Source organism: Niveispirillum fermenti, from assembly GCF_052474395.1.
The window spans coordinates 235,917-255,667 of the sequence record NZ_CP156680.1 but is presented as its reverse complement, the minus strand read 5'-3'; the positions used below and the strand labels follow the sequence as shown (position 1 = coordinate 255,667).

The 19,751-nt window shown below is 61.8% G+C and carries 16 protein-coding genes, 4 pseudogenes and 1 other annotated feature; of the genes and pseudogenes, 13 read left to right on the top strand and 7 right to left on the bottom strand.

Annotated elements, in window-relative coordinates; genetic code table 11:
• Positions 1–119: 119 nt before the first annotated feature.
• The 3 genes from ABC728_RS11095 to pcaF all read right to left on the bottom strand — a co-directional run bounded on the left by ABC728_RS11095 (position 120) and on the right by pcaF (position 2,378).
• Positions 120–347: a hypothetical protein gene (locus ABC728_RS11095; RefSeq protein WP_445376426.1), complete on the bottom strand. Its 228-nt coding sequence runs from the start codon at positions 345–347 to the stop codon at positions 120–122.
• Positions 347–1,039 (bottom strand): hypothetical protein, encoded by a 693-nt coding sequence (locus ABC728_RS11090; protein ID WP_445376425.1) that lies wholly within the window; start codon positions 1,037–1,039, stop codon positions 347–349. The genes ABC728_RS11095 and ABC728_RS11090 overlap by 1 nt, the downstream gene beginning before the upstream one ends.
• Before the next feature lie 136 nt (positions 1,040–1,175).
• On the bottom strand, positions 1,176–2,378 hold the full coding sequence (gene pcaF, locus ABC728_RS11085) for a 3-oxoadipyl-CoA thiolase (RefSeq protein WP_416621559.1): 1,203 nt from the start codon (positions 2,376–2,378) through the stop codon (positions 1,176–1,178).
• A 196-nt stretch (positions 2,379–2,574) separates the two neighbouring features.
• Here pcaF and ABC728_RS11080 point away from each other — a divergent pair, with 196 nt between their 5' ends.
• Both ABC728_RS11080 and ABC728_RS11075 read left to right on the top strand, forming a co-directional pair.
• Positions 2,575–3,816, top strand: a complete 1,242-nt coding sequence (locus ABC728_RS11080) for a 3-hydroxyacyl-CoA dehydrogenase (RefSeq protein ID WP_416621590.1) — start codon at positions 2,575–2,577, stop codon at positions 3,814–3,816.
• Between the two features lie 217 nt (positions 3,817–4,033).
• Entirely contained in the window at positions 4,034–4,318 is a 285-nt protein-coding gene (locus tag ABC728_RS11075) for a hypothetical protein (RefSeq protein WP_416621558.1), read from the top strand.
• 428 nt (positions 4,319–4,746) lie between these two features.
• Here the strand turns inward: ABC728_RS11075 and ABC728_RS11070 are convergent, their stop codons facing one another.
• On the bottom strand, positions 4,747–6,063 hold the full coding sequence (locus ABC728_RS11070; protein ID WP_416621557.1) for a hypothetical protein: 1,317 nt from the start codon (positions 6,061–6,063) through the stop codon (positions 4,747–4,749).
• A gap of 371 nt (positions 6,064–6,434) precedes the next feature.
• On the opposite strand from ABC728_RS11070, the gene ABC728_RS11065 reads away from it, so the two are divergent.
• From ABC728_RS11065 to ABC728_RS11025, 9 genes and pseudogenes are all read left to right on the top strand, one after another.
• Complete coding sequence (locus ABC728_RS11065; protein WP_416621556.1) at positions 6,435–7,289, top strand: fumarylacetoacetate hydrolase family protein; 855 nt, start codon at positions 6,435–6,437, stop codon at positions 7,287–7,289.
• Between the two features lie 5 nt (positions 7,290–7,294).
• Positions 7,295–8,230: an SDR family NAD(P)-dependent oxidoreductase gene (locus ABC728_RS11060; RefSeq protein ID WP_416621555.1), complete on the top strand. Its 936-nt coding sequence runs from the start codon at positions 7,295–7,297 to the stop codon at positions 8,228–8,230.
• 38 nt (positions 8,231–8,268) lie between these two features.
• Positions 8,269–8,646, top strand: a complete 378-nt coding sequence (locus tag ABC728_RS11055) for a nuclear transport factor 2 family protein (RefSeq protein WP_416621554.1) — start codon at positions 8,269–8,271, stop codon at positions 8,644–8,646.
• Between the two features lie 33 nt (positions 8,647–8,679).
• Positions 8,680–9,393 (top strand): SDR family NAD(P)-dependent oxidoreductase, encoded by a 714-nt coding sequence (locus ABC728_RS11050; RefSeq protein WP_416621553.1) that lies wholly within the window; start codon positions 8,680–8,682, stop codon positions 9,391–9,393.
• A 65-nt stretch (positions 9,394–9,458) separates the two neighbouring features.
• The gene (locus ABC728_RS11045) at positions 9,459–10,007 is read left to right on the top strand and encodes a VOC family protein (protein ID WP_416621552.1); all 549 of its coding nucleotides are present in this window, start codon (positions 9,459–9,461) and stop codon (positions 10,005–10,007) included.
• A gap of 78 nt (positions 10,008–10,085) precedes the next feature.
• Positions 10,086–11,339: an MFS transporter gene (locus ABC728_RS11040; RefSeq protein WP_416621551.1), complete on the top strand. Its 1,254-nt coding sequence runs from the start codon at positions 10,086–10,088 to the stop codon at positions 11,337–11,339.
• Positions 11,340–11,433: 94 nt separating this feature from the next.
• Positions 11,434–11,830: pseudogene (locus ABC728_RS11035) on the top strand (IS3 family transposase); the annotation flags it as partial.
• A 273-nt stretch (positions 11,831–12,103) separates the two neighbouring features.
• Positions 12,104–12,493 (top strand): annotated as a pseudogene (locus ABC728_RS11030) (helix-turn-helix domain-containing protein); the annotation flags it as partial.
• 51 nt (positions 12,494–12,544) lie between these two features.
• Positions 12,545–13,476 (top strand): annotated as a pseudogene (locus tag ABC728_RS11025) (IS3 family transposase); the annotation flags it as partial.
• Positions 12,826–12,942 (top strand) — a sequence feature (AL1L pseudoknot). Its footprint overlaps the pseudogene before it by 117 nt.
• Positions 13,477–13,483: 7 nt before the next feature.
• Here ABC728_RS11025 and ABC728_RS11020 read toward each other — a convergent pair.
• The gene (locus tag ABC728_RS11020; RefSeq protein WP_445376422.1) at positions 13,484–14,890 is read right to left on the bottom strand and encodes an IS30 family transposase; all 1,407 of its coding nucleotides are present in this window, start codon (positions 14,888–14,890) and stop codon (positions 13,484–13,486) included.
• A gap of 47 nt (positions 14,891–14,937) precedes the next feature.
• Between ABC728_RS11020 and ABC728_RS11015 the strand changes: the two are divergent.
• Together ABC728_RS11015 and ABC728_RS11010 are read left to right on the top strand one after the other, a co-directional pair.
• Positions 14,938–15,237, top strand: a pseudogene (locus ABC728_RS11015) (integrase core domain-containing protein); the annotation flags it as partial.
• A gap of 575 nt (positions 15,238–15,812) precedes the next feature.
• Positions 15,813–16,882, top strand: a protein-coding gene (locus ABC728_RS11010; protein WP_445376424.1) for an IS630 family transposase whose coding sequence is annotated in 2 segments (ribosomal slippage) — positions 15,813–16,302 and positions 16,302–16,882 — 1,071 coding nt in all. Because the reading frame shifts where the segments join, the coding sequence is not laid out codon by codon here.
• Between the two features lie 533 nt (positions 16,883–17,415).
• Here ABC728_RS11010 and ABC728_RS11005 read toward each other — a convergent pair.
• Both ABC728_RS11005 and ABC728_RS11000 read right to left on the bottom strand, forming a co-directional pair.
• Positions 17,416–18,603, bottom strand: coding sequence for an acyl-CoA dehydrogenase (locus ABC728_RS11005; protein ID WP_416621616.1), 1,188 nt, complete (start codon positions 18,601–18,603; stop codon positions 17,416–17,418).
• Positions 18,604–18,709: 106 nt separating this feature from the next.
• Positions 18,710–19,717, bottom strand: a complete 1,008-nt coding sequence (locus ABC728_RS11000) for an FAD-binding oxidoreductase (protein ID WP_416621617.1) — start codon at positions 19,715–19,717, stop codon at positions 18,710–18,712.
• Positions 19,718–19,751 lie beyond the last annotated feature (34 nt).

Here is a 19,751-nt window from a genome sequence, read left to right as displayed (position 1 = left end):
GATGGGGAAGCGCCGGCCATCGGAGAGGTAATGGCCTAATCAGGCGGCCGATGCCGGCCGCCTGATGGCGGGATTGTCGGGCCACGCGCGCGGACCTCCTACACCACAGAGTTTACCGCCTAGTCCCGGCTTGGGCGCTCAGCGCCCCACTGGACGCCCATGACGTCGGAGAGGGGGACGAGTTTGGGGGAGATGGCGGCGGTCAGCTGGTCGCCGTCGGTCCAGTGCTCATGCTCGCGGCCATAAGGGTCGAGCCAGTAATCGAAGATCTGACTGCCGAAAATATGGCGGCCGACACCCCAGTGGGGCCTGTAGCCGCATTGCCCCAGATGTTCGCGCCCGGCCATCAGGTCATCGAGCCCGGCAACCTCAAAGGCGACATGGCGCAACCGCGGCGTGGGGACTCAATCAGCACGACGGTGTGATGGTCCGTGGGCGTTTCGCCACGATTGAGACGCATGAAGGCGCCCAGCGGTTTGCCCGGTGCCGTTTCAAACTCCTCCGATGTCAGAAGACCGAAACGATCCTTGTACCAGCCCTCCGACCGGCGGAAATCGGTAACCGCCATGCCCAGATGGCCAAGGCGCAACACATGGCTAGGGCCTTTTTCCGTCCGGCGGAAACTGTCGACGCGCCGGCGCAACCCGTTCTCGTTCCAATCGACGGGGCATTCCGAGGTCCCGTCACTCCTGAAACTCTGGCCTGCGACAGCGTCGATTTCAAAACCGTCGGGATCGGTCATCCGCACGTAGCTGCCCCCGCCCGGCAGGCCCAACGACTGAACTCGCCGGCCCTCTCTGGCGGCCAGGGCTTCAAGCGCCTCTGTGCTTTCAACCCACAGGCCGAAACCGAGGAATTTTGCTTCCCCCTGTTCCACGATATAGCAAAAGGGCGCCTCGTTGGCTGACGCGAAGAGCTGCACGTCCCCGTGCAACCCCAGATCGACAAGACCAAAATCCGTAAGGAAACGGGCCTGCACGGCCAGATCTGGCGCTGCCAGCCGTACATAGGCGATATCAAGGGGACGCGCGACACTCATGGGTAACCTCCAACAGCCAGACTGTGACCGGTTCAGATGGCTGCATCTGAACCGTCGATCACATGGGCCGACTTAAAGACGCCCGGTAGCTTTCAGGGCGCGTTTCACGCACCGGCCTGACACGCGATATTGTCCGTCAGGCCCGTTCCAGGACCATGGCAATACCCTGGCCCACGCCGATGCACATGGTTGCCAGGGCGTATTTCCCGCCGGTCAGCACCAGTTCTTCGGTTGAGGTCAGGGCGAGACGCGCGCCCGACATGCCCAGCGGGTGGCCCAGCGCGATGGCCCCGCCATTCGGGTTCACCCGCGGGTCCTCATCCGCGATGCCCAACTGCCGCAGCACGGCCAGCGCCTGGCTGGCGAAAGCCTCGTTCAGTTCGATCACGTCAAGCGCGCCGACCGTCAGACCCGTTCTGGCGAGCAGCTTGCGCGTCGCGTCCACGGGGCCGATCCCCATGACAGCCGGCCGCACACCGGCGCTGGCAGCACCCACCACACGGGCGCGCGGCGTCAATCCATACCGGCGGATGGCCGCCTCTGACGCAACGATCAGGGCGGCGGCCCCGTCATTGACGCCGCTGGCATTGCCGGCGGTGACCGTCCCGTCCGCACAGACGACGGGTTTCACCTTGGCCAGGGCTTCGGCGGAGGTTGCGCGGGGATGCTCGTCTTGATCGACGATGATAGGGTCGCCTTTGCGCTGGGGGATGCTGACCCCGACAATTTCCCGGCCCAGCCGTCCGTTCGCCTGTGCGGCGGCGGCCTTGGTCTGACTGCGCGCGGCAAAGGCATCCTGGTCCTGGCGCGAGACCGCGAATTCTCGCGCCACATTCTCAGCGGTTTCCGGCATGGAATCGACGCCATAGGCGGCCTTCATGGCCGGGTTCACAAAACGCCAGCCGATCGTCGTGTCATAGATGGCGGCGTTGCGGGAGAAGGCGCTCTCGGCCTTTGGCAAAACGAAGGGCGCGCGGCTCATGCTCTCCACCCCGCCCGCAATCATCAGATCGGCCTCACCGGACCGGATGGCGCGCGCGGCGATGGCGACGGCGTCCAGCCCGGAACCGCAAAGGCGGTTTACGGTGGTGCCGCTGATGCCGATCGGCAGGCCGGCCAGCAGGCTGGCCATGCGCGCGACATTGCGGTTGTCCTCGCCGGCCTGATTGGCGCAGCCGAAGATCACATCGTCAACGGCTTCCCAGTCGACACTCCCGTTTCTCCGGGCAAGTGTCTTCAGCACGGTGGCGGCCAGATCATCGGGGCGGATCGAGGCCAGGCTACCGCCAAACCGGCCGATCGGTGTCCTTATTGCGTCACAGATAAAGGCTTCAGCCATCGGATCGTCGCTCTTGTCCAATTGCCCGGAAATATCTTCCTCGGGGACCGGACCCGGAGGCTAATGCCAGCGTGGTTCGATGGCAGAGGCAGAATTCAACCTGTCCGGCATGTGACCTGCCCTGTTCTGGACGGTGTGCCACGGACTGGCCATAGTGGTTTCCGCTTTCCCCGACAAAACGAGCCGATTGTTGAACATGAACCGGTCCAACGAGGTCGAGGCATATATTGCCCGCGCAGAAGCAGATGCCGTCACAATCCCCGGGCTGGAGAAGGTCCAGGCCCGCCCCATTGCTTCCACCGGCGTGATCGGTGGGGGAACCATGGGAAGGGGGATTGCAACCGCCCTGCTGTGCGCTGATTTCCCGGTCACACTGGTCGAGCGTGATCCGGCGGCCCTTAAGCGCGCCGTAGATGAAATCACGAGCATCATCGAAAGAAATGTGGCCACGCAGCGCATGTCCGACGAGGAGGCTGCAAGGGCGCTGAGGCATCTCGTCACCGCCAATGAAATCGACGCTCTCGGACGCGCCGACCTGGTGATCGAGGCTGCCTATGAGACGATGGCGGTCAAGCGGGACATTTTCTCTCGCCTGGACCGGACTACGAAGGAAGGGACCATTCTCGCCAGCAACACCTCTTATCTCGACGTGCTGCAGATCGCATCAAGCACATCGCGGCCACAGGATGTGTTAGGCATGCATTTCTTCTCGCCGGCGCACATCATGAAGTTGCTTGAGGTCGTGCGGACAGGCATCACAGCACCCGACGCGCTGGCAACCGCCATCAACGTGGGTTTGCGGATCGGCAAGAAGCCGGTCGTGGCCGGCAACGCATATGGCTTTATCGGCAACCGCATGCTCGCCATCCGCCGACGCGAAGCCGAGGCGATCATTCTTAAAGGGGTCACGCCGGATCGTGTCGATCGGGTGGTCGAAAACTTCGGATTCCGCATGGGGCCTTTCCGGATGGGAGACCTTGCCGGGTTGGATCTTGGCTGGACACGGGAGACCTCGACGGGGTCAACCGTGCGTGAGCGCCTGTGCGAGGCAGGGCGGCGGGGCCAGAAAACCGGCGCCGGGTTCTACGATTATGATGAGCAGCGCAAACCGGTGGTCTCACAGGAGGCGATAGACATCATCGCCGGCTTTGCCGCTGACAAGGGCATTGCGCCGCGCGAATGGTCTGACGAGGCCATCCTGGACCGGATGTTGCTCCCCATGATCGACGAGGCGGCCAAGATCCTGGCGGAAGGGATCGCAGCGCGGGAGTCCGATATCGATGTGGTCTGGCTTTACGGCTATAACTGGCCACGCCATACGGGCGGACCCATGCATTATGCACGCACATTGGGCCTTGATACGGTCTGCACCCGGCTTCGGGCCATAGACCGCAACCCTTCCGATGCACTGCGGAAGTTAGTGGACGCCGCCTCATGACCGCCGATGACCCATCGGGGCACGCTCATGGACGTCTCGGCATGGGTTCCCGGCATCCGACACCTTCCGAAACGTGATGGATCAATATCCTGGGGGCGTCGCCGCTACGATACACGGCAGGAGCGCAGGCCTCCGGCCTTTGCACAAGGTGCCATCCATGCGCCTGCATGCTTGAGGTTTCTTGATTTCCCCCCTCTTGAACGGAGAGAAATTCAAAATGTTCGTTTCTAAGGCAGAATATCGAGTGAAAGCGGAGTTCGCGCAGAGAAACCTGGAGAACATAAAGGTATTCTTGCCACTGGCGAAGCAACGCCTTCGGCCTGGATCGTCGTACTCGGTATCGGTGAGCGAGGACGGCCGGTCATTCCTGCACCTGTTCATCCATCAAGCCAGGGAGGATGTGGATATACTCGGTGAAATTCCGGCGTTCCTTCATTTCCTGGAGGAAGTGATGGATGGATGCGAAGCTCCGCCCAGCATGGTCTCCTTTAAGGAAATCTGATCTCGGCCGCATAAAGCCGACACGGGCGGCAAGCCGATATCTCCGTTGGCGGGGCTATCGTGCATAACGGTGCGTAGGTCTCGTATTGAAGTCAGTTGCGGCACACTGGTACGACGGTAGCGGAGTGCCGCAACTCTTTACAACTAGAGGGGTGCTGGACAGTCCCTTAGCTCTTGGTTTGTCGTGTGATCGGTTCGAATGACCCCGTTTGAACCGATCACACTCCGAACGTCGCCATCATCGCCGGATGCTCACGGGCTTTACATGCCGATCAGCAGGATATTCCTTCGCCAAGGTAGGGGGGCTTCGCTGCCGTCGGCAACAGGGGACCAAGCCCGATCATTACGGCCTGAAAGTTCAAAGTATTTGCAATTCAAGGGCTTCTTGCGGAAGCCCTTGAATCGCGCAACGAACCCAATGCGAACCTGTTACGCTCTCTTCCCGCCAACCGCTTCAAGCTGAGGAACTGGGAGGCCGAGATACCCCTGTGCAAAGCCGATTGCCGCCGTGTGGTACTGGGCAATCGGATGGGTCCGGTAGGTAGCCATGTCGCGGAAATAACGATTCAACCGCCCCCCTTTCATGGCGCTGGAAGAACCGCCAGCGTAGAACGAAATTTCCACCGCCTTGGTCGCCAGACGCGCGGCATTCGTGCACATGGCGCCGGCGGCAAAATCCGCCTCGGCGGTCAGGGGAATGCCGTTCTCCCAGTCGTTGAGCATCTTCTGATACTGACGAGCATATTCCATGATGCAGGCATCAGCAGCCTTGGCATACATCAGCGCATCGCCGAACGGCTGCTGATAGTCAGCCGAATGCATGCGATAATTGAACGGCGGATTGATAGTCCGCTTGTTGCGAAGGACGTGCTCGAACTCGTCAAGCGCAGCCCAGGCGCACCCGACCATCACGCTCGCGATCGTGGATGTGAAGTAGGACGTCGTCAGGCCAAGGTAGAGGGGATTGCCGTGAAGGCGGGTGCCATAGGTACCCTCCGGCGATTCACCGGCACGCTGGAAAGTGTGGAATGGTGAGCACATGTGGTCGGGCACGAACACATCGTCAACGATGAACGTGTGCGAACCCGAGGCGTTAAGGCCCAAGCTGTTACCCTTGCCCCAGCTGTCCCAGAGCACCGTGATGTCCTCAATCGGAATCAAGGGCACGAGGAAAGTCGGCGGTCCCTCGGCGCTGTCTTCGGCAATGCGTGTGGTGACAAGCCGTGCGGTCGGCATGACGTGGGTGGCATAAGACATGCCGGAACCCCAGTCCCACGCCCCTTTACAGATATATCCGCCGTCCACCTTACGGATCGTGCCGCCGGTCGGCGCACGCAACGGGGCAAGAGCAAGCCCGCCATTGCGGGTGAAAATCTCATCCTGCGCTTCTTGCGAATAGTGGCCGGCAATCATCGGGACATGACCTGTCGCGAAAGTGTAGCACCAGCCTGAGCCGGGGTCGCTACGCGACATTTCAATCGATGCCCGCAGGAACGTAGCCACGTCAAATTCGTGGCCGTTGTAACGCTTGGGATTGAGCGCGAAGTAGCCGCCGAAATCGAGCAGGGCTTCGTGCACTTCCTTGACGTAGCCGCCATTGGCGTCAGCAGCTTCCTGCTGCGCACGGATCATGGGGCGCAAGGCGATGATCTTGTCGATGAACGCTTCCGGCGAAAGGCCTGCGCCGGGATTATGCACCCGCGGCGCTGCGCTTGGTTGCTGGTCTGCTTTTGTTGCCGTCGCCACGAACAAGTCTCCTGTAGATTTTGGATATGTCCAGCGCGAACCAGGAAGATTCCCGCCTTTCGGTAGGGGTATCTAGGTCCGCAATCCCGGCAGATGTCATCGTGACGTCCCTTGATGTTCGCTAAGTGAACGCGAACGAGCCGGTCCGGCTATGCGGATGGCTGTGAATTAGACGGTACCGGGTACGCAATAACGGATGAATCTCGCGGAGTTATTCGAGCTGGGTCACTGCGCGGACACTCCGAACAGCGCCCCCCATAAGCCGCCTAGTTCGGGCTATTAATCACTTATGACATTGCTCTGCGCAGAAGGATGCCGCGCCGGATCGGCTGCTGCTCTCTTGCCGGAGCGTAACAAGGTGTGGAAACAGAATGAAACTGCTGAGCTTCAAGATCGCTGGCGAAGAAACCTACGGTGCCGTCGTCGGTAGCGGGGTGGTAGACCTCAAGCGTGCAACAGGGAACAAATACCCGGATCTCAAGGCGGTTTTGGCAGCCGGTGCGCTGCCCGAAATGGAAAAGGCAATTGCTGGCAAGACGGCGGATTACGGCCTTGGTGAGATCGAGTATCTCCCCGTTATCCCGAACCCCGACAAGATATTCTGCATCGGCATCAATTACGGCACCCATATGATGGAGACAAGCAAGGTCGTGCCGGAGGCCCCAATCGTCTTTGCCCGTTTCGCCAACTCCCAGGTCGGCCATCTCCAGCCCTTCCTGGCTCCGCCGGAATCCACCAGGGTCGATTGGGAGGGCGAGATTGCCGTCATCATCGGCAAGACTGGCCGCCGTATCAGCGAGGACCGGGCCTGGGAGTATATCGCAGGCTACGCCCCCTACAACGATGGCTCCATGCGAGAGCATCAGAAGAAGGACGGCCAGTGGACGCCCGGCAAGAATTTTGTCGGCAGCGGCCCCTTCGGCCCCTGGATGGCCACGCGCGGCGAGATCGCGGACAATGCCAAGCTGAACCTAGTGACGCGCCTGAATGGCATGGAGGTCCAGCGCGCGACCAGCCATGACATGATCTATTCCATCCCCAAGCTGATCGCCTATTGCTCGATGTTCAGCCAGTTGGAGCCGGGTGACGTGATCGTCACAGGCACTCCCGGCGGCGTGGGGTCGAAGCGCAACCCGCCGCTGTTCATGAAGGATGGCGACACGATCGAGGTGGAGATCGAGGAAATCGGGGTGCTCCGGAACCCCGTCAAGGCAGAGGTGGCGTAAGCGCCATGAACGATTCAGCGATCCGGTTTGACGGGCAGGTCATCATTGTCACCGGCGCCGGGAGCAATCCCGGCCTCGGTCGATCCTATGCCCATTGTCTGGCCGCGCGTGGCGCCAGTGTGGTCGTCAACGATCTGGGCGTCGGACCGGACGGCCGCAGCGTCACCGCCTCCCGCGCGGAAGCCGTCGCTGCGGAAATTCGCGCGGCCGGGGGCATCGCCGTGGCCGATACCAACACCGTCGCCACCCGCGAAGGTGCCCTGGCGGTCGTACAGACCGCCCTGGATGCTTTTGGCCGTGTAGACGGGCTGGTCAACAATGCCGGCGTGCTCGAATATACGTTGTTCGAAAAACTGACAACGACAGACATCGAAAAGATGGTTTCCTCCCACGTGATGGGAACCATCTGGATGTGCCGCGCCGTCTGGCCACATATGGCCGCGGCTGGCAAGGGCCGGATCGTCAACACTGTTTCCGGCTCTGTGATCGGTGCCAAATACTCCACGGTGTACGGCGCGTCGAAAGCGGCGATCTTCGGGTTCACCCGCAATCTTGCCATAGAGGCCGACGCGCTTGGGATCAAGGTGAACTCGATACTGCCGAGTGCGGCCACCGTCGCCTGGCTGACCTTCAGCGATGACAAAACGAAGCCGGACCAGCAGGTCCTGCAGGCGCATTCGCCCGACCATGTCGCCCCGGCTCTGGCGTTTCTGGTCCATGAAGCCGTTCCGTTCAACGGCCGATGCCTCGGCATGAACGGCACCAATGTCTACGAAGTCGGGCTCTGGCGAAGCAAGGGCGTGACGGGAGGCGATTGGACACCCGAAAAGATCCGCGAACGTCTGGGGGAGATCTCCAACCGGGCCAATGTGGACATTCTGGGCGATCCCTTCGACGGCCAAGCGGGCTACACGCTGCAGCCACGAGACTATCCAGAGTAACTCACCGTTACTTACACATGATTGCAGAAAGGAAAATCATGTCTCAGCACGATATCGAGGCCAACAAGGCTCTCGTTCGCAAGTTCTTCCAGACCGTGTTCATCGAACACAAGGTCGATGAAGGCCTTGAGCTGCTCTCGGACACTTATATCCAGCACAACCAGATGGTCCCGCCGGGCAAGGAAGCCATGCGCACCGCCTTCAAGAGGGGCCTGGACAACGTCTCCACCGAGATCAAGCAGATGATCGCCGAAGGTGACCGCGTTGTTGTCTTCCATCATTTCAAGTTCGATCCCAAAAGCCTCGGGGCTACGATCATCGATATTTTCCGCATCGAGAACGGCAAACTGGCCGAGCATTGGGACGTGATGTCGCCGATCCCGGAAAATCCGCCGTTCCCGAAGCCCTTGTTCTGATACGCCGGCCACATTTCAGGGAGAACCTTATAAATGGCTAAAACCATCGCCATTATGGGTGCGGGTGGGACCATGGGTCTCGCCATTGCGACCAAGTTTGGCAAGGAAGGCTTCAATGTCGGCCTTGTTGCCCGCAGTCAGGAAAATCTCGATAAGCTGAAGGCCCAGTTGGCCGAAGCCGGCGTGACGTCGGTGGTGACGGCAACGGCCGACATCACCGATGAGGCGCAGTCCAAGTCTGCCCTGGGTGTCATCAAGGCTGCGTTTGGCTCCATCGACGTTGTCGAATACAGCCCCGCCTACGGGCCGCAGAACTATCGCGGTGCGCTGGACGTTACCTATGAGAACACCAAGCCAGCGTTCGAACTGGTCGTGGGCGGCGCCATCAAGACGGCAAATCTGGTCGTGCCCGACATGATCGCCGCTGGTAACGGCGCCCTGCTGTTCATCGCCGGTGGCTCCGCCCTGGCGCCGATCCCGCCCCTGTCGAATGTAGGCATCGCCCATTCCGGCCTGCGCAACTACGTGACCAACCTTCACGGCGCCCTGAAGCCGAAGGGTGTCTATGTCGGCGCCATCTATGTCGCGGGCATGATCAAGCGCGGCACCGAGGTCGATCCCGACCAGATCGCCGAGAAGTTGTTCAACATGTACCAGTCGCGCGACAAGGTCGAGGAGACTGTGCGTCCCTTGATGCCGCCGCCGGGCGCTCCCGGTGGTCCGGGCGGCCCGCCGCCGGGCCGTTGAACTGAGTATTGACATGCTGGGCAGGGGCCTCCGGCCCTTGCCCAGCAATATCGAGGGCCCGGAAGATGGCAGTTCAGTTCAAACACCTCGGCATTCACGTCTATGATCTGGACGGAATGGTGCGTTTCTACAAGGACATGTTTGGACTTGTCGTATCTGACTACTCGGTGGAGGATAATCTTCAGATTGTCTTCATGACCGGCAGCCCGGATGATCACCACCAGATCGTGCTGATCGGCGGCCGCGAACCGGGGGTCGTTTCGAAACACCTTCTGAACCAGATTTCCTATAAGGCCGACAGCCTCGACCAGATCGTCGAGATCTATCGCAAGGCCAAGGCGCTGAGTTTGGAGGATATCGAGACCGTGACTCACGGGAATTCCTGGTCATGTTATTTCCGCGATCCGGAAGGAAACCGCCAGGAAGTCTATTGTGATACGCCCTGGTACATTACCCAGCCGCACCTGACCTTCCTGAATTTCGACAAGCCTGTCGACGAGATTCGCGCCGATACCGAGGCGCTGGTGCGGGCCGACCCGTCGTTCCGCCTGCGGACCGAATGGCAGGCCGAAATAAAGACCAAGCTGACAGCAGCTTTCGCTGCTCAAAAATAAAAACCAAACAACCCAATACTGCACACTGCATACTGAATGCTCGGTCTGCAGACGATGCAGCTTCTGTGGAGTTTAGGGATGCAGGATCGCAATTGGGGCGTTCTTATCGTTTATGGCGTGCTGATGAGCACGGCCATGTCGCTGCCCATCTTCGGCGGCAGTGTTGTCAACACCGCAATGGCAAAAAGCCTGCATTGGAGCTCCGCTGATCTCGGCCTGTTGATTGTCGTCAACATGATCGCGACAGCCTTGCTCATGCCGTTGGCGGCCAAGCTGACCGAGATCATCGGGATCAAGAAGACGATGGTGTTCGGCTTCGCGGCCATGACGGTCGGGTCGGCGAGCCTGCTCCATTTTGTGACCAGCCCTGCGGGGGCCTTGATTGCCTTCAGTGTGATGATGGGGATTACCTGCGCGTTCAGCGGCGTCATCCCTTGCCAGACCTCGGTCGCGGCATGGTTCCCCAATCGACGCACGCTGGCCATTTCCCTTCTCTATGCGATCGTTGGCCTGCTGGCGTTCGGGTATATCGGGCTCATTTCACAGGGAATTGAGCGGACGGGTGATTGGCGTTTCGGCTGGTGGGTCTTCCTGGTCATGGGCGCGCTGGACATCGTCCTGACTGCGATTTTCGTGCGCGACCCGCCCCGCAGGCAGGATGTCGATAAGCCCATGTTCCCCGGCGAAATGGATGTTGAAAGCGGCAGCAAGGTCGTCTATCCGGGCAAGACGCTGAAGCAGGCACTCGCCATGCCCCTGTTCTGGGTTGTCACACTGGTCATGGTCGCAACAACCGCCGGTTCGGTTTTCCTCGCGGCCCATGCGCAGGTGCATCTGCAAAGCAAGGGATTCTCGGTTTTCGAATCCGCCTCCTCCATGTCGCTGATGCAGATCGGCATGGTAGTCGGGAACCTCGGCTTCGGCTTCATCGCGCCCAGGATCACCCTGCGCCGCGCGGTGGCACTGGGGCTCTGTATTTTTGCCCTGGGCTTCGTGGTTCTCGCCAACGTGTCGGGCCACGCCACCCTCGTTGCATTCGCGATTGCGGCGGGCATTGGTTTCGGTGCTGGGCAGGTCGGCGCAATGGCTGTAATCAGCCACTACTGGGATCACGCCGTGTTTCCCATGCTGACCGCCATTGCCCTGCTGGTCCAGACGGTCGGCAGCGCAATCGCGCCGGTCGCGGCCGGTGTCTATTACGACATGAACGGCAGCTACCTGCCTTCCATCTATGTGATGGGAGTACTGAATGTCGTCGCTGCGGTTACTTTCTATCTCGCCGGCTATGAGCGAGGCCAGTCGAGTCCGTCCCCGGCCGTCACGGGAGGATAAATTAGGCGGTAAAGGGGTCACGCCATTGAGAGCTGGTCCCCCGTGACCGGACAGTTTGCTAAGCTTGGTTCGGCCTTATTGAAGGACGACCGACATGGCGGGACAGAGGAAGCGATATTCAGCGAAGGTGGCACTTGAGGCGATCCGGGGCGAGTTGACGATGGCGCAGCTTGTGTCGAAGCACGGTGTTCACCAGACAATGATCAACGCTTGGCGCAAACAAGCTATCGACGGTATGGCCGCGTCGTTTTCCGGCAAAGCCGAGGCCAGTCCAGTCGTTGATGCCGCCGAGATCGACCGGCTGCACGCCAAGATCGGGCAGTTGGTGGTGGAGCGGGATCCCGGATCGGGTCCGGGACAAGCTTTTTGCGCAAGGCCTCCGGTCGATGAGCGCCGGTCGGAGGCGTGAGATGGTGGATCGATCCCATCCCGGCTTGTCGGTTGTCCGGCAATGCGCACTGCTGTCGATCAGCCGGTCGCATTATTATGGGGTCCGGACACGAAAGTGATCATATTGTCCGCTTCGCGCGAACGGATCGGGAACTACGCGACCAGCATTGATGTTGGTCGCCTGAGCGGTCGGAGCCCTTCCTTTGGCAGAGGGTCAACGCCCCACACATAGTCGCCTGTCAGGCCGATATGCTCCCATCCCAGGGGTGCGACATGTCGGATGTGATCTTGCGGGACATCCATGCCGGAAGCGGCTAGTGCACTGATGCTGACAAAGGATTCACAAAGGGTCGTCGATGTGAAAATCTGGGTTTATGTCCCAGACAGTGAGCGTCATCATCAGCCCTGAGGATCGTGCGCGGTTGAGCGCGATCATCGGGGATCGCAACCGGCCCCTGAAGCATGTTCAGCGGGCTCGGATCGTGTTGTTATCGGGCGAGCGGCTTCCGGTTCAGGAGGTTGCCCGGCAGACTGGGCTCAGCCGCCCGTCGGTCTGGCGCTGGCAATGCCGGTTTGCGGAGAAGGGCGTGGATGTCCTGCTGCGCGAACCCAGCCGCAAGCCGGGCCGCGCGCCGGTCTCGGCAGCGGAGGTCCAGCGGATCGTGGCGCTGACCTGTACGGAACCACCGGGGGCGGTCACGCACTGGACGGGCCGGGCCATGGCCAAGGCAGTGGGCCTCAGCCTGCGGACGATCCAGCGGATGAACCGCGCCGGGATTGTCGGCGGCTCCAACTCCTGAGAGGATGGGGCTACGATGAGCAAGACAACGAACAAATTTTCAGCTGAGGTCCGCGAGCGGGCTGTTCGGCTGGTTTTGGATCACGAGAAGGATCATCCGTCGCGATGGGCGGCGGTTTCATCCGTGGCGTCCAAGATTGGCTGTTCGGCCCACACACTTAATGAGTGGGTCAAGAGGGCCGAGGTGGAAAGCGGCAGTCGTGCTGGTATTCCGCTGGATGTGCTGGAGAAGTTGAAGGCGCAGGAACGGGAGATCCGGGAGTTGCGCCAGGCGAATGAAATCCTGCGCAAGGCCTCGGCTTATTTCGCGATGGCGGAGCTCGACCGCCGACCGAAATGATGCTGGATTTCATTGATGTCCACCGCCAGGAATACGGGGTCGAGCCGATTTGCGACGTTTTGCCAATCGCCCCGTCAACTGTGCGTCTGCATGCTGCTCGCAAGGCTGATCCGGCCAAACTGTCGGCGCGCGCACAGCGCGATATCGGCCTTAAGGCCGATATCCGGCGGGTGTTCGATGAGAATTTCCAGGTCTATGGGGTCCGCAAAGTCTGGCGGCAGTTGCAGCGCGAGGGCATCCAGGTGGCACGCTGCACGGTCGCGCGGCTGATGCGGGAGATAGGCCTGCGGGGTGCCATTCGCGGCAAGCCGGTGAAAACCACCATTGCCGACAAGGCCTTACCCTGTCCGCTGGACCGGGTGAACCGGCAGTTCCGGGCCGACAGGCCCGATCAGCTGTGGTTGTCCGATTTCACCTATGTCTCCACCTGGAGCGGGTTCGTCTATGTGGCCTTCATCATCGACGCCTTTGCCCGTCGGATCGTCGGCTGGCGGGTGTCCCGGACGGCCGATGCCGGTTTTGTCCTGGATGCCCTGGAGCAGGCCCTGCACCAGCGCCGGCCGGCGGGGAAATCCGGATTGGTCCACCATTCCGACAGGGGTAGCCAAGGCGGTCTCAACCGGTCGTCGCAACAGGGTGATTTTGCGTTTCCGCGATGAGTTCGTCCAGTGCTTCGGCGGGAGTTTTCCAGGCGAGGGTTTTACGCGGCCGGCCGTTCAGTGCTGCGGCAACGGCATCAAGTTCCTCGGGCGGGTGCAAGCCGAGGTCCGTGCCCTTGGGGAAATACTGTCGCAACAGCCCGTTGGTGTTCTCGTTGGTCCCACGTTGCCAAGGGCTGTGAGGATCGCAGAAATAGACAGGCAGATCGGCAAGAACCTTCAGTTCCGCGTGCCGTGCCATTTCAGCCCCCTGATCCCAGGATAGAGATCGCCGGAGGTGCTGAGGAAGTTGGACAATGGTCCGCGCGATGGCGTCGCGCACGGCTTCGGCGCCATGACCGGCAAGGGCGGGGCCGTTCTTCGGCCGTGCCCCTTCGCCATGGCCCGGCATCGCTGGCAGATGCAACAGCATCGTGAAACGTGTCGTTCTTTCGACCAGGGTGCCAATGGCAGAACTGTTCAGCCCGATGATCAGATCACCCTCCCAATGTCCAGGAACGGCGCGGTCATCGGCTTCGGCTGGGCGTTCGCTGATCATGATTTCAGGCGTGATGAAGGATTTTCCCCGGCGGCCGGTCCTGGCCTGGGGCACGCGTAGCGCCCGGCCGGTGCGCAGGCATGCTGTCAATTCCCGACGCAAGGCACCGCGCCCCTGGATGTAGAGGGCCTGATAAATGGCTTCGTGGCTGATCCGCATGGTCTTGTCCTCGGGGAAGTCGAGCAACAGCCTTCGCGAAATCTGTTCCGGGCTCCAGGCCGTTGCCCACCGCCGTGATTGCCTGCGCCCATGGCGTCGCCCCTTCCAGGGCGCCTGCGGCCCGGCGACCTTGCCTCCATCTGATCGCTGGACCAGGCCGGCAAGGTGTTCTTGCACATAGTGTCGCAACCGCTCGTTCGAGGCCAGCTTCGCGATCTTGGGCCGGCGCGCTGCTCGTTCTGCATGCCATTGGGCTGTGGTTGCCCGATACTCAAACCCGCCCGAACGCGTCGCCGCATTGCGACGGACCTCGCGGGATATCGTCGAGGGGGATCGTTTCAGATGCCGTGCAATCGCTCGCAAGGCACATCCCCGCGCCAGCATCAGCGCGATCTCCTCCCGCTCTGACAAGGATAGATAGCGTCCGACCGGACATGGGGCCGTCGGGGAAAGATGTGTAGGGGGCATGCCGCCAGCCTCGCGAAACCATCTGGAGCCGACAGGCGCTGATACCCCAACCTCAATGGCGGCGTCTTCACTGGAACGGCCCAGGGCAATCAAACCCCAGAAGCGCCGGCGATCTTCACGGCGGGCAATACCAGGGCGTCCAGGTGAAAACACAGGCGCGCGTCCAGATCTGGCTGATCGACGCTTCCGTTTGGCCATCGCAACCTCCTCTCAAAGGGCTGTTGCGACGACCGGTTGAGACCGCCCAATATCTGTCCATCCGCTACACCGAGCGGCTAGGCCTGGCCGGCATCGAGCCATCGGTCGGCAGCGTCGGCGACAGCTACGACAACGCCTTGGCCGAAACCGTCAACGGTCTCTACAAGGCGGAGGTCATCCATAGGCGAGGACCGTGGAAATCCTTTGAAGCCGTGGAATATGCAACCCTCGAATGGGTCGACTGGTTCAACAACCGCCGCCTGCTCGAGCCTATCGGAAATATCCCGCCCGCAGAGGCCGAACAACGCTATCATGACGCCGTGAGCATTCAGCAGTTGGCGGCGTGACTCACGAACTTTTGCCGCCGACAATCCCGGCGCGGTTCACCTTCTTGTAATGAACCGCTTCAACATCGAGGGGACGGTGGCGGCACTCAAACCCACGAGGATCAATCTTGGGTCGAGGCAATCATTGCGGGCCTTCCTGAGGGAGAACCTAGAACGGCTCAGACCTGATATCCGAGCGCACGAGAAGATAGACAAATTCCTCGGCGGCTCCCCCGCATTGTGACCCTCTTCACGGGCGAACAACCGGCATCGCCGCATGGTCCATGCCCTCTTGCGCTGCGTCGCATGCCTCCTTTCGACGACCCGCGATGTTAGGCCGCACCTGCTGTTTAACTGCGCCATCGCCAAGCTGTGGCGATAAACGCTAACAGCCTCGCTATCCGTGGAGCCGATCAGCATCATCCGGAAGTTTGCTGGCCCCAGCCGAATAGCTGCTCTTACAGATGTTCTTGATTTGTCCGCTTATACCAATCCGCCGAGGAAATGACTCTCGTTGAGATCGAAGGGATTCCCTTTGTATGGCCGCTGTGATTCCCTGGTGGCGCATTTTTACCGTTGCGTTGTGGGAGGGGGCGATGTCGGCAGCCATCAAGATTACCCGGGAAGGTTTAGATGCGGCGATGCTGCGTCGGGAGGCGGTTGGGAGCCGGGATGCGAATGTGGCCCGCCGCCTTCTGGCGCTTGCCCTGATTGCGGAGGGCAAGACGCGGGAGGAAGCGGCTGCGGCTGCTGGCATGGATCGTCAGACGTTACGGGATTGGGTTCACCGCTATAACGCGGAGGGGATAGCCGGCCTAGCGGATCGTCGATCAAAGGGCCGGCCTGGGATTTTGTCCGCAGAACAACTGGAAGAGCTTGCCAGTTGGGTACGCCAGGGTCCCGACCCGGAGAAGGATGGCATCGTTCGCTGGCGTTTGAGCGATCTGGCGATACGGATTTCTGATCGCTTTCACGTGGCAATCGCCGAAGGAGGTGTGGGCAAGATCCTGCATCGGCTGGGCTTCAGCCACATCTCAGCCCGGCCGCGTCACCCGGACCAGGACACGCAAGCCCTTGAGACACATAAAAAAACTTCGCCGCGCTGGTCGCCGCGGTAATCCCAGACCACGCAAGCGGCAAGCCCCTGGAATTATGGTGGCAGGATGAGGCCCGCGTCGGGCAACAGGGAACACTCACCTACGCCTGGGCCGACAAGGGCAGCCGGCCCCGCCAGTTGAAGGACACCCGCTATACCTGGGCCTATATCTTCGGTGCTGTCTGCCCCGCACGCGATGTCGGTGCAGCCCTCGTCATGCCCCGCGCCAACGCAGAGGCCATGAATAAGCATCTGGCCGAAATCGCCTCCCAAATCCAACCCGGAAGCCATGCCGTTCTCATTCTCGACGGGGCCGGATGGCACCAGACAGGCGGAAAACTGAAGGTCCCCGATACCATCAGCATCCTTCATCTGCCACCCTATTGCCCCGAACTCAATCCCGTCGAAAATATCTGGCAGTACCTGCGCCAGAATTTCCTCGGCAACAGAATATTCAATGATTACGACGATATCGTCGATGCCTGCTGCAACGCATGGAACAGCATCATCGCACAAACAGGGAAAATTCGACAAATCGCTTCAAGGCAATGGACAACGGTCAATCATTAGGGAGATTGGTATTAGCGTGGTTTTTCGCCCCTTCTATGTCGTGACCCCTTACCGGTCATGAGTTTGCCCGGAACATAATTTCCTTAAACGCCCGTCTGGGAAGTTCTATTTTATTTCAATACTTTATACAAGGTTGTGGTGATTTGAACCCATCGCAACCTGGCTGGCGCGTTGAGCGCCCGCGCGCGCATGCATGCTTGTGCAAAGCACCTTGCACGACAAACCGGACCCCGGCCGCAGCATGGGTGACACTGGCGGGGTGGCGCGGTTTCAAAAGGTGGCTGCCCTGGCCGGATGAAGAAACATGGCCCATCGCGCGGCAACGGCCACGGAGATCGCGGGGAAACCACCAGGGCGCATCATGCAGGGGCGGGCGTTTGGTTGAGGGAAATGGCGGCCTGCTTGTACATGGCTGGCCGCGTTCGGGGGCGCAATCCTTCCCACCCACCCTATCGGCGGGCCATGCCACGCCCGCACGGCGGCGGTGACCGCAGCACCAGATCCCGGTGAGAGCAACTCACCGGGATCTGGCATCAGAAGAACGCCTGGATGCCCGTGATGGCGCGGCCCAGGATCAGGGCGTGGACATCGTGGGTGCCTTCATAGGTGTTGACGGTTTCCAGGTTCAGCATGTGGCGGATCACATCGAATTCGCCGGAAATGCCGTTGCCGCCGTGCATGTCGCGGGCTGTGCGCGCGATGTCCAGGGCCTTGCCGCAATTGTTGCGCTTGACCAGGGAGATCATTTCCGGCGCCACCTGGCCGGCATCGAACAGGCGGCCCACCCGCAGGCTGGCCTGCAGGCCCAGCGAAATCTCCGTCTGCATGTCGGCCAGTTTCTTCTGCACAAGCTGGGTGGCGGCCAGGGGACGGCCGAATTGCTGGCGATCCAGCGTGTAGGTGCGGGCCGCGTGGAAACAGGCCTCCGCGGCGCCCATGGCGCCCCATGAAATGCCGTACCGCGCCCGGTTCAGGCAGCCGAACGGCCCCTTCAGGCCCGACACGCCGGGCAGCAGCGCCTCCTCCGGCACCACGACGCCATCCATCACCACCTCGCCCGTGATGGAGGCGCGCAGGCTGAGCTTGCCGTCGATCTTCGGCGCGGACAGGCCCGGCATGCCCTTTTCCAGCACGAAGCCCCGGATCGCGCCGTCATGCGCGTCGGACTTGGCCCAGACCACGAAGACATCGGCGATGGGGGCGTTGGTGATCCACATCTTGGAACCGGTCAGGCGGTAACCGTCGGCCACCTTTTCCGCCCGCGTGCGCATGCCGCCGGGATCGGACCCGGCATCGGGCTCCGTCAGGCCGAAGCAGCCGATCCATTCGCCCGACGCCAGGCGCGGCAGGTATCGCTGCTTCTGCGCCGGGCTGCCATAGGCCTCGATCGGGTACATGACCAGGGAGGATTGCACGCTCATCATCGAGCGATAGCCGCTATCCACCCGCTCCACCTCGCGCGCGACCAGACCATAGGCGACATAGCCGACCCCGGCCCCGCCATGGTCGGGCGACACGGTCATGCCCAGCAGGCCCATTTCCCCCATCTCGCGGAAGATGGCGGGGTCGGTCTGTTCGGTCTCGAACGCCTGCCGGACGCGGGGGCGCAGCTTTTCCTGGGCGAAGGCGCGGGCGCTGTCGCGGATCAGCCGCTCCTCCTCCGTCAACTGGTCGTTCAGCAGGAAAGCGTCATCCCATTGGAACGCGGCCATGCCAGCCATCGTGAAACCCCATGCGTGGAAGAAGTCCGGATGACAAGCGATACGCCGCGCATGGCCGCGGCGTAAACCTGTTTCGTCACGCAGCCCCTTCCCGCCGGGGCCGGCATCAGCTTGGCAGGAACCGTTCCGCCCGGATGGCCGACGGCGCCAGCCCGCCCGCCGCCAGGAAACGGCCGGCCGCCCCCACCATGCCGGGCGGGCCACAGAGATAGGCCGTCATGCCCGGCACCAGATCGGCGGCGGACAGCACCGACAGGGCCGTGCCCTGCACCACCCCGTCCGGCAGCGCCCCGCCGGCCGGGTCGAACAGGGCCACCCGCACCGACAGGCCCGGCCGCACCGCCGCCAGATCGCGCAATTCGTCCAGATAGAACAGATCCTCGGGCCGGGAACAGCCGAAGCAGAGCAGGGCCGGCACCCCCGGCCCCATGGTGCGGATCATGGACAGGACGGGCGCCAGCCCCGTGCCGCCGGCAATGAACAGATGGGCGGCCGCCCGATCGTCGAAGGCGAATGACCCCAGCGGCCCGTGCAGCGCCACCCGGTCGCCGGCCTGTGCCCCGTCGCGCAGCCATTGTGACATCTGCCCCCCCGGCACATGCCGGATCAGCAGTTCCACCAGCGGCAGGTCGGCCGGGCGGCTGGCGATGGAATAGGCGCGCACCGCCTTCAGCCCCGGCGGGCGCACGCGCAGATACTGGCCCGGCTGGAAGCTGAAATCCTCCGGCGATGCCAGTTCCAGCAACAGACGATGCACGGTGGGGCTGGCCGCCGTGACCGACACGACATGCGCGGCGTGCCGGGCCGGTTCCGGCGCCGGCGGGTCCAGCCGGTAGGGCACGCGGAACCGCGCATCGCCCGTCAGCCGCGCCAGGCAGGTGGGCATCAGCCCGGCCGCCCGTTCCTCCGCCGTCAGCGGCAGCGCCATGGTGCCGGCATCCAGCACGGCCCCGCCATCCAGATGCTCGGCAATGCAGGTGCCGCAGGTGCCGGCACAGCAATCATGCCGCACGGGCGCATCCGCCTGCATCACCGCTTCCAGCACCGTCTGGTCCGGGGCCACATCCACCGTCAGCGTGCCGCCATCCTGGAAAAGAAATTCCGCCTTGAACATTCGCTCACCCAACCGCTCGCTTGCATGATTGTCA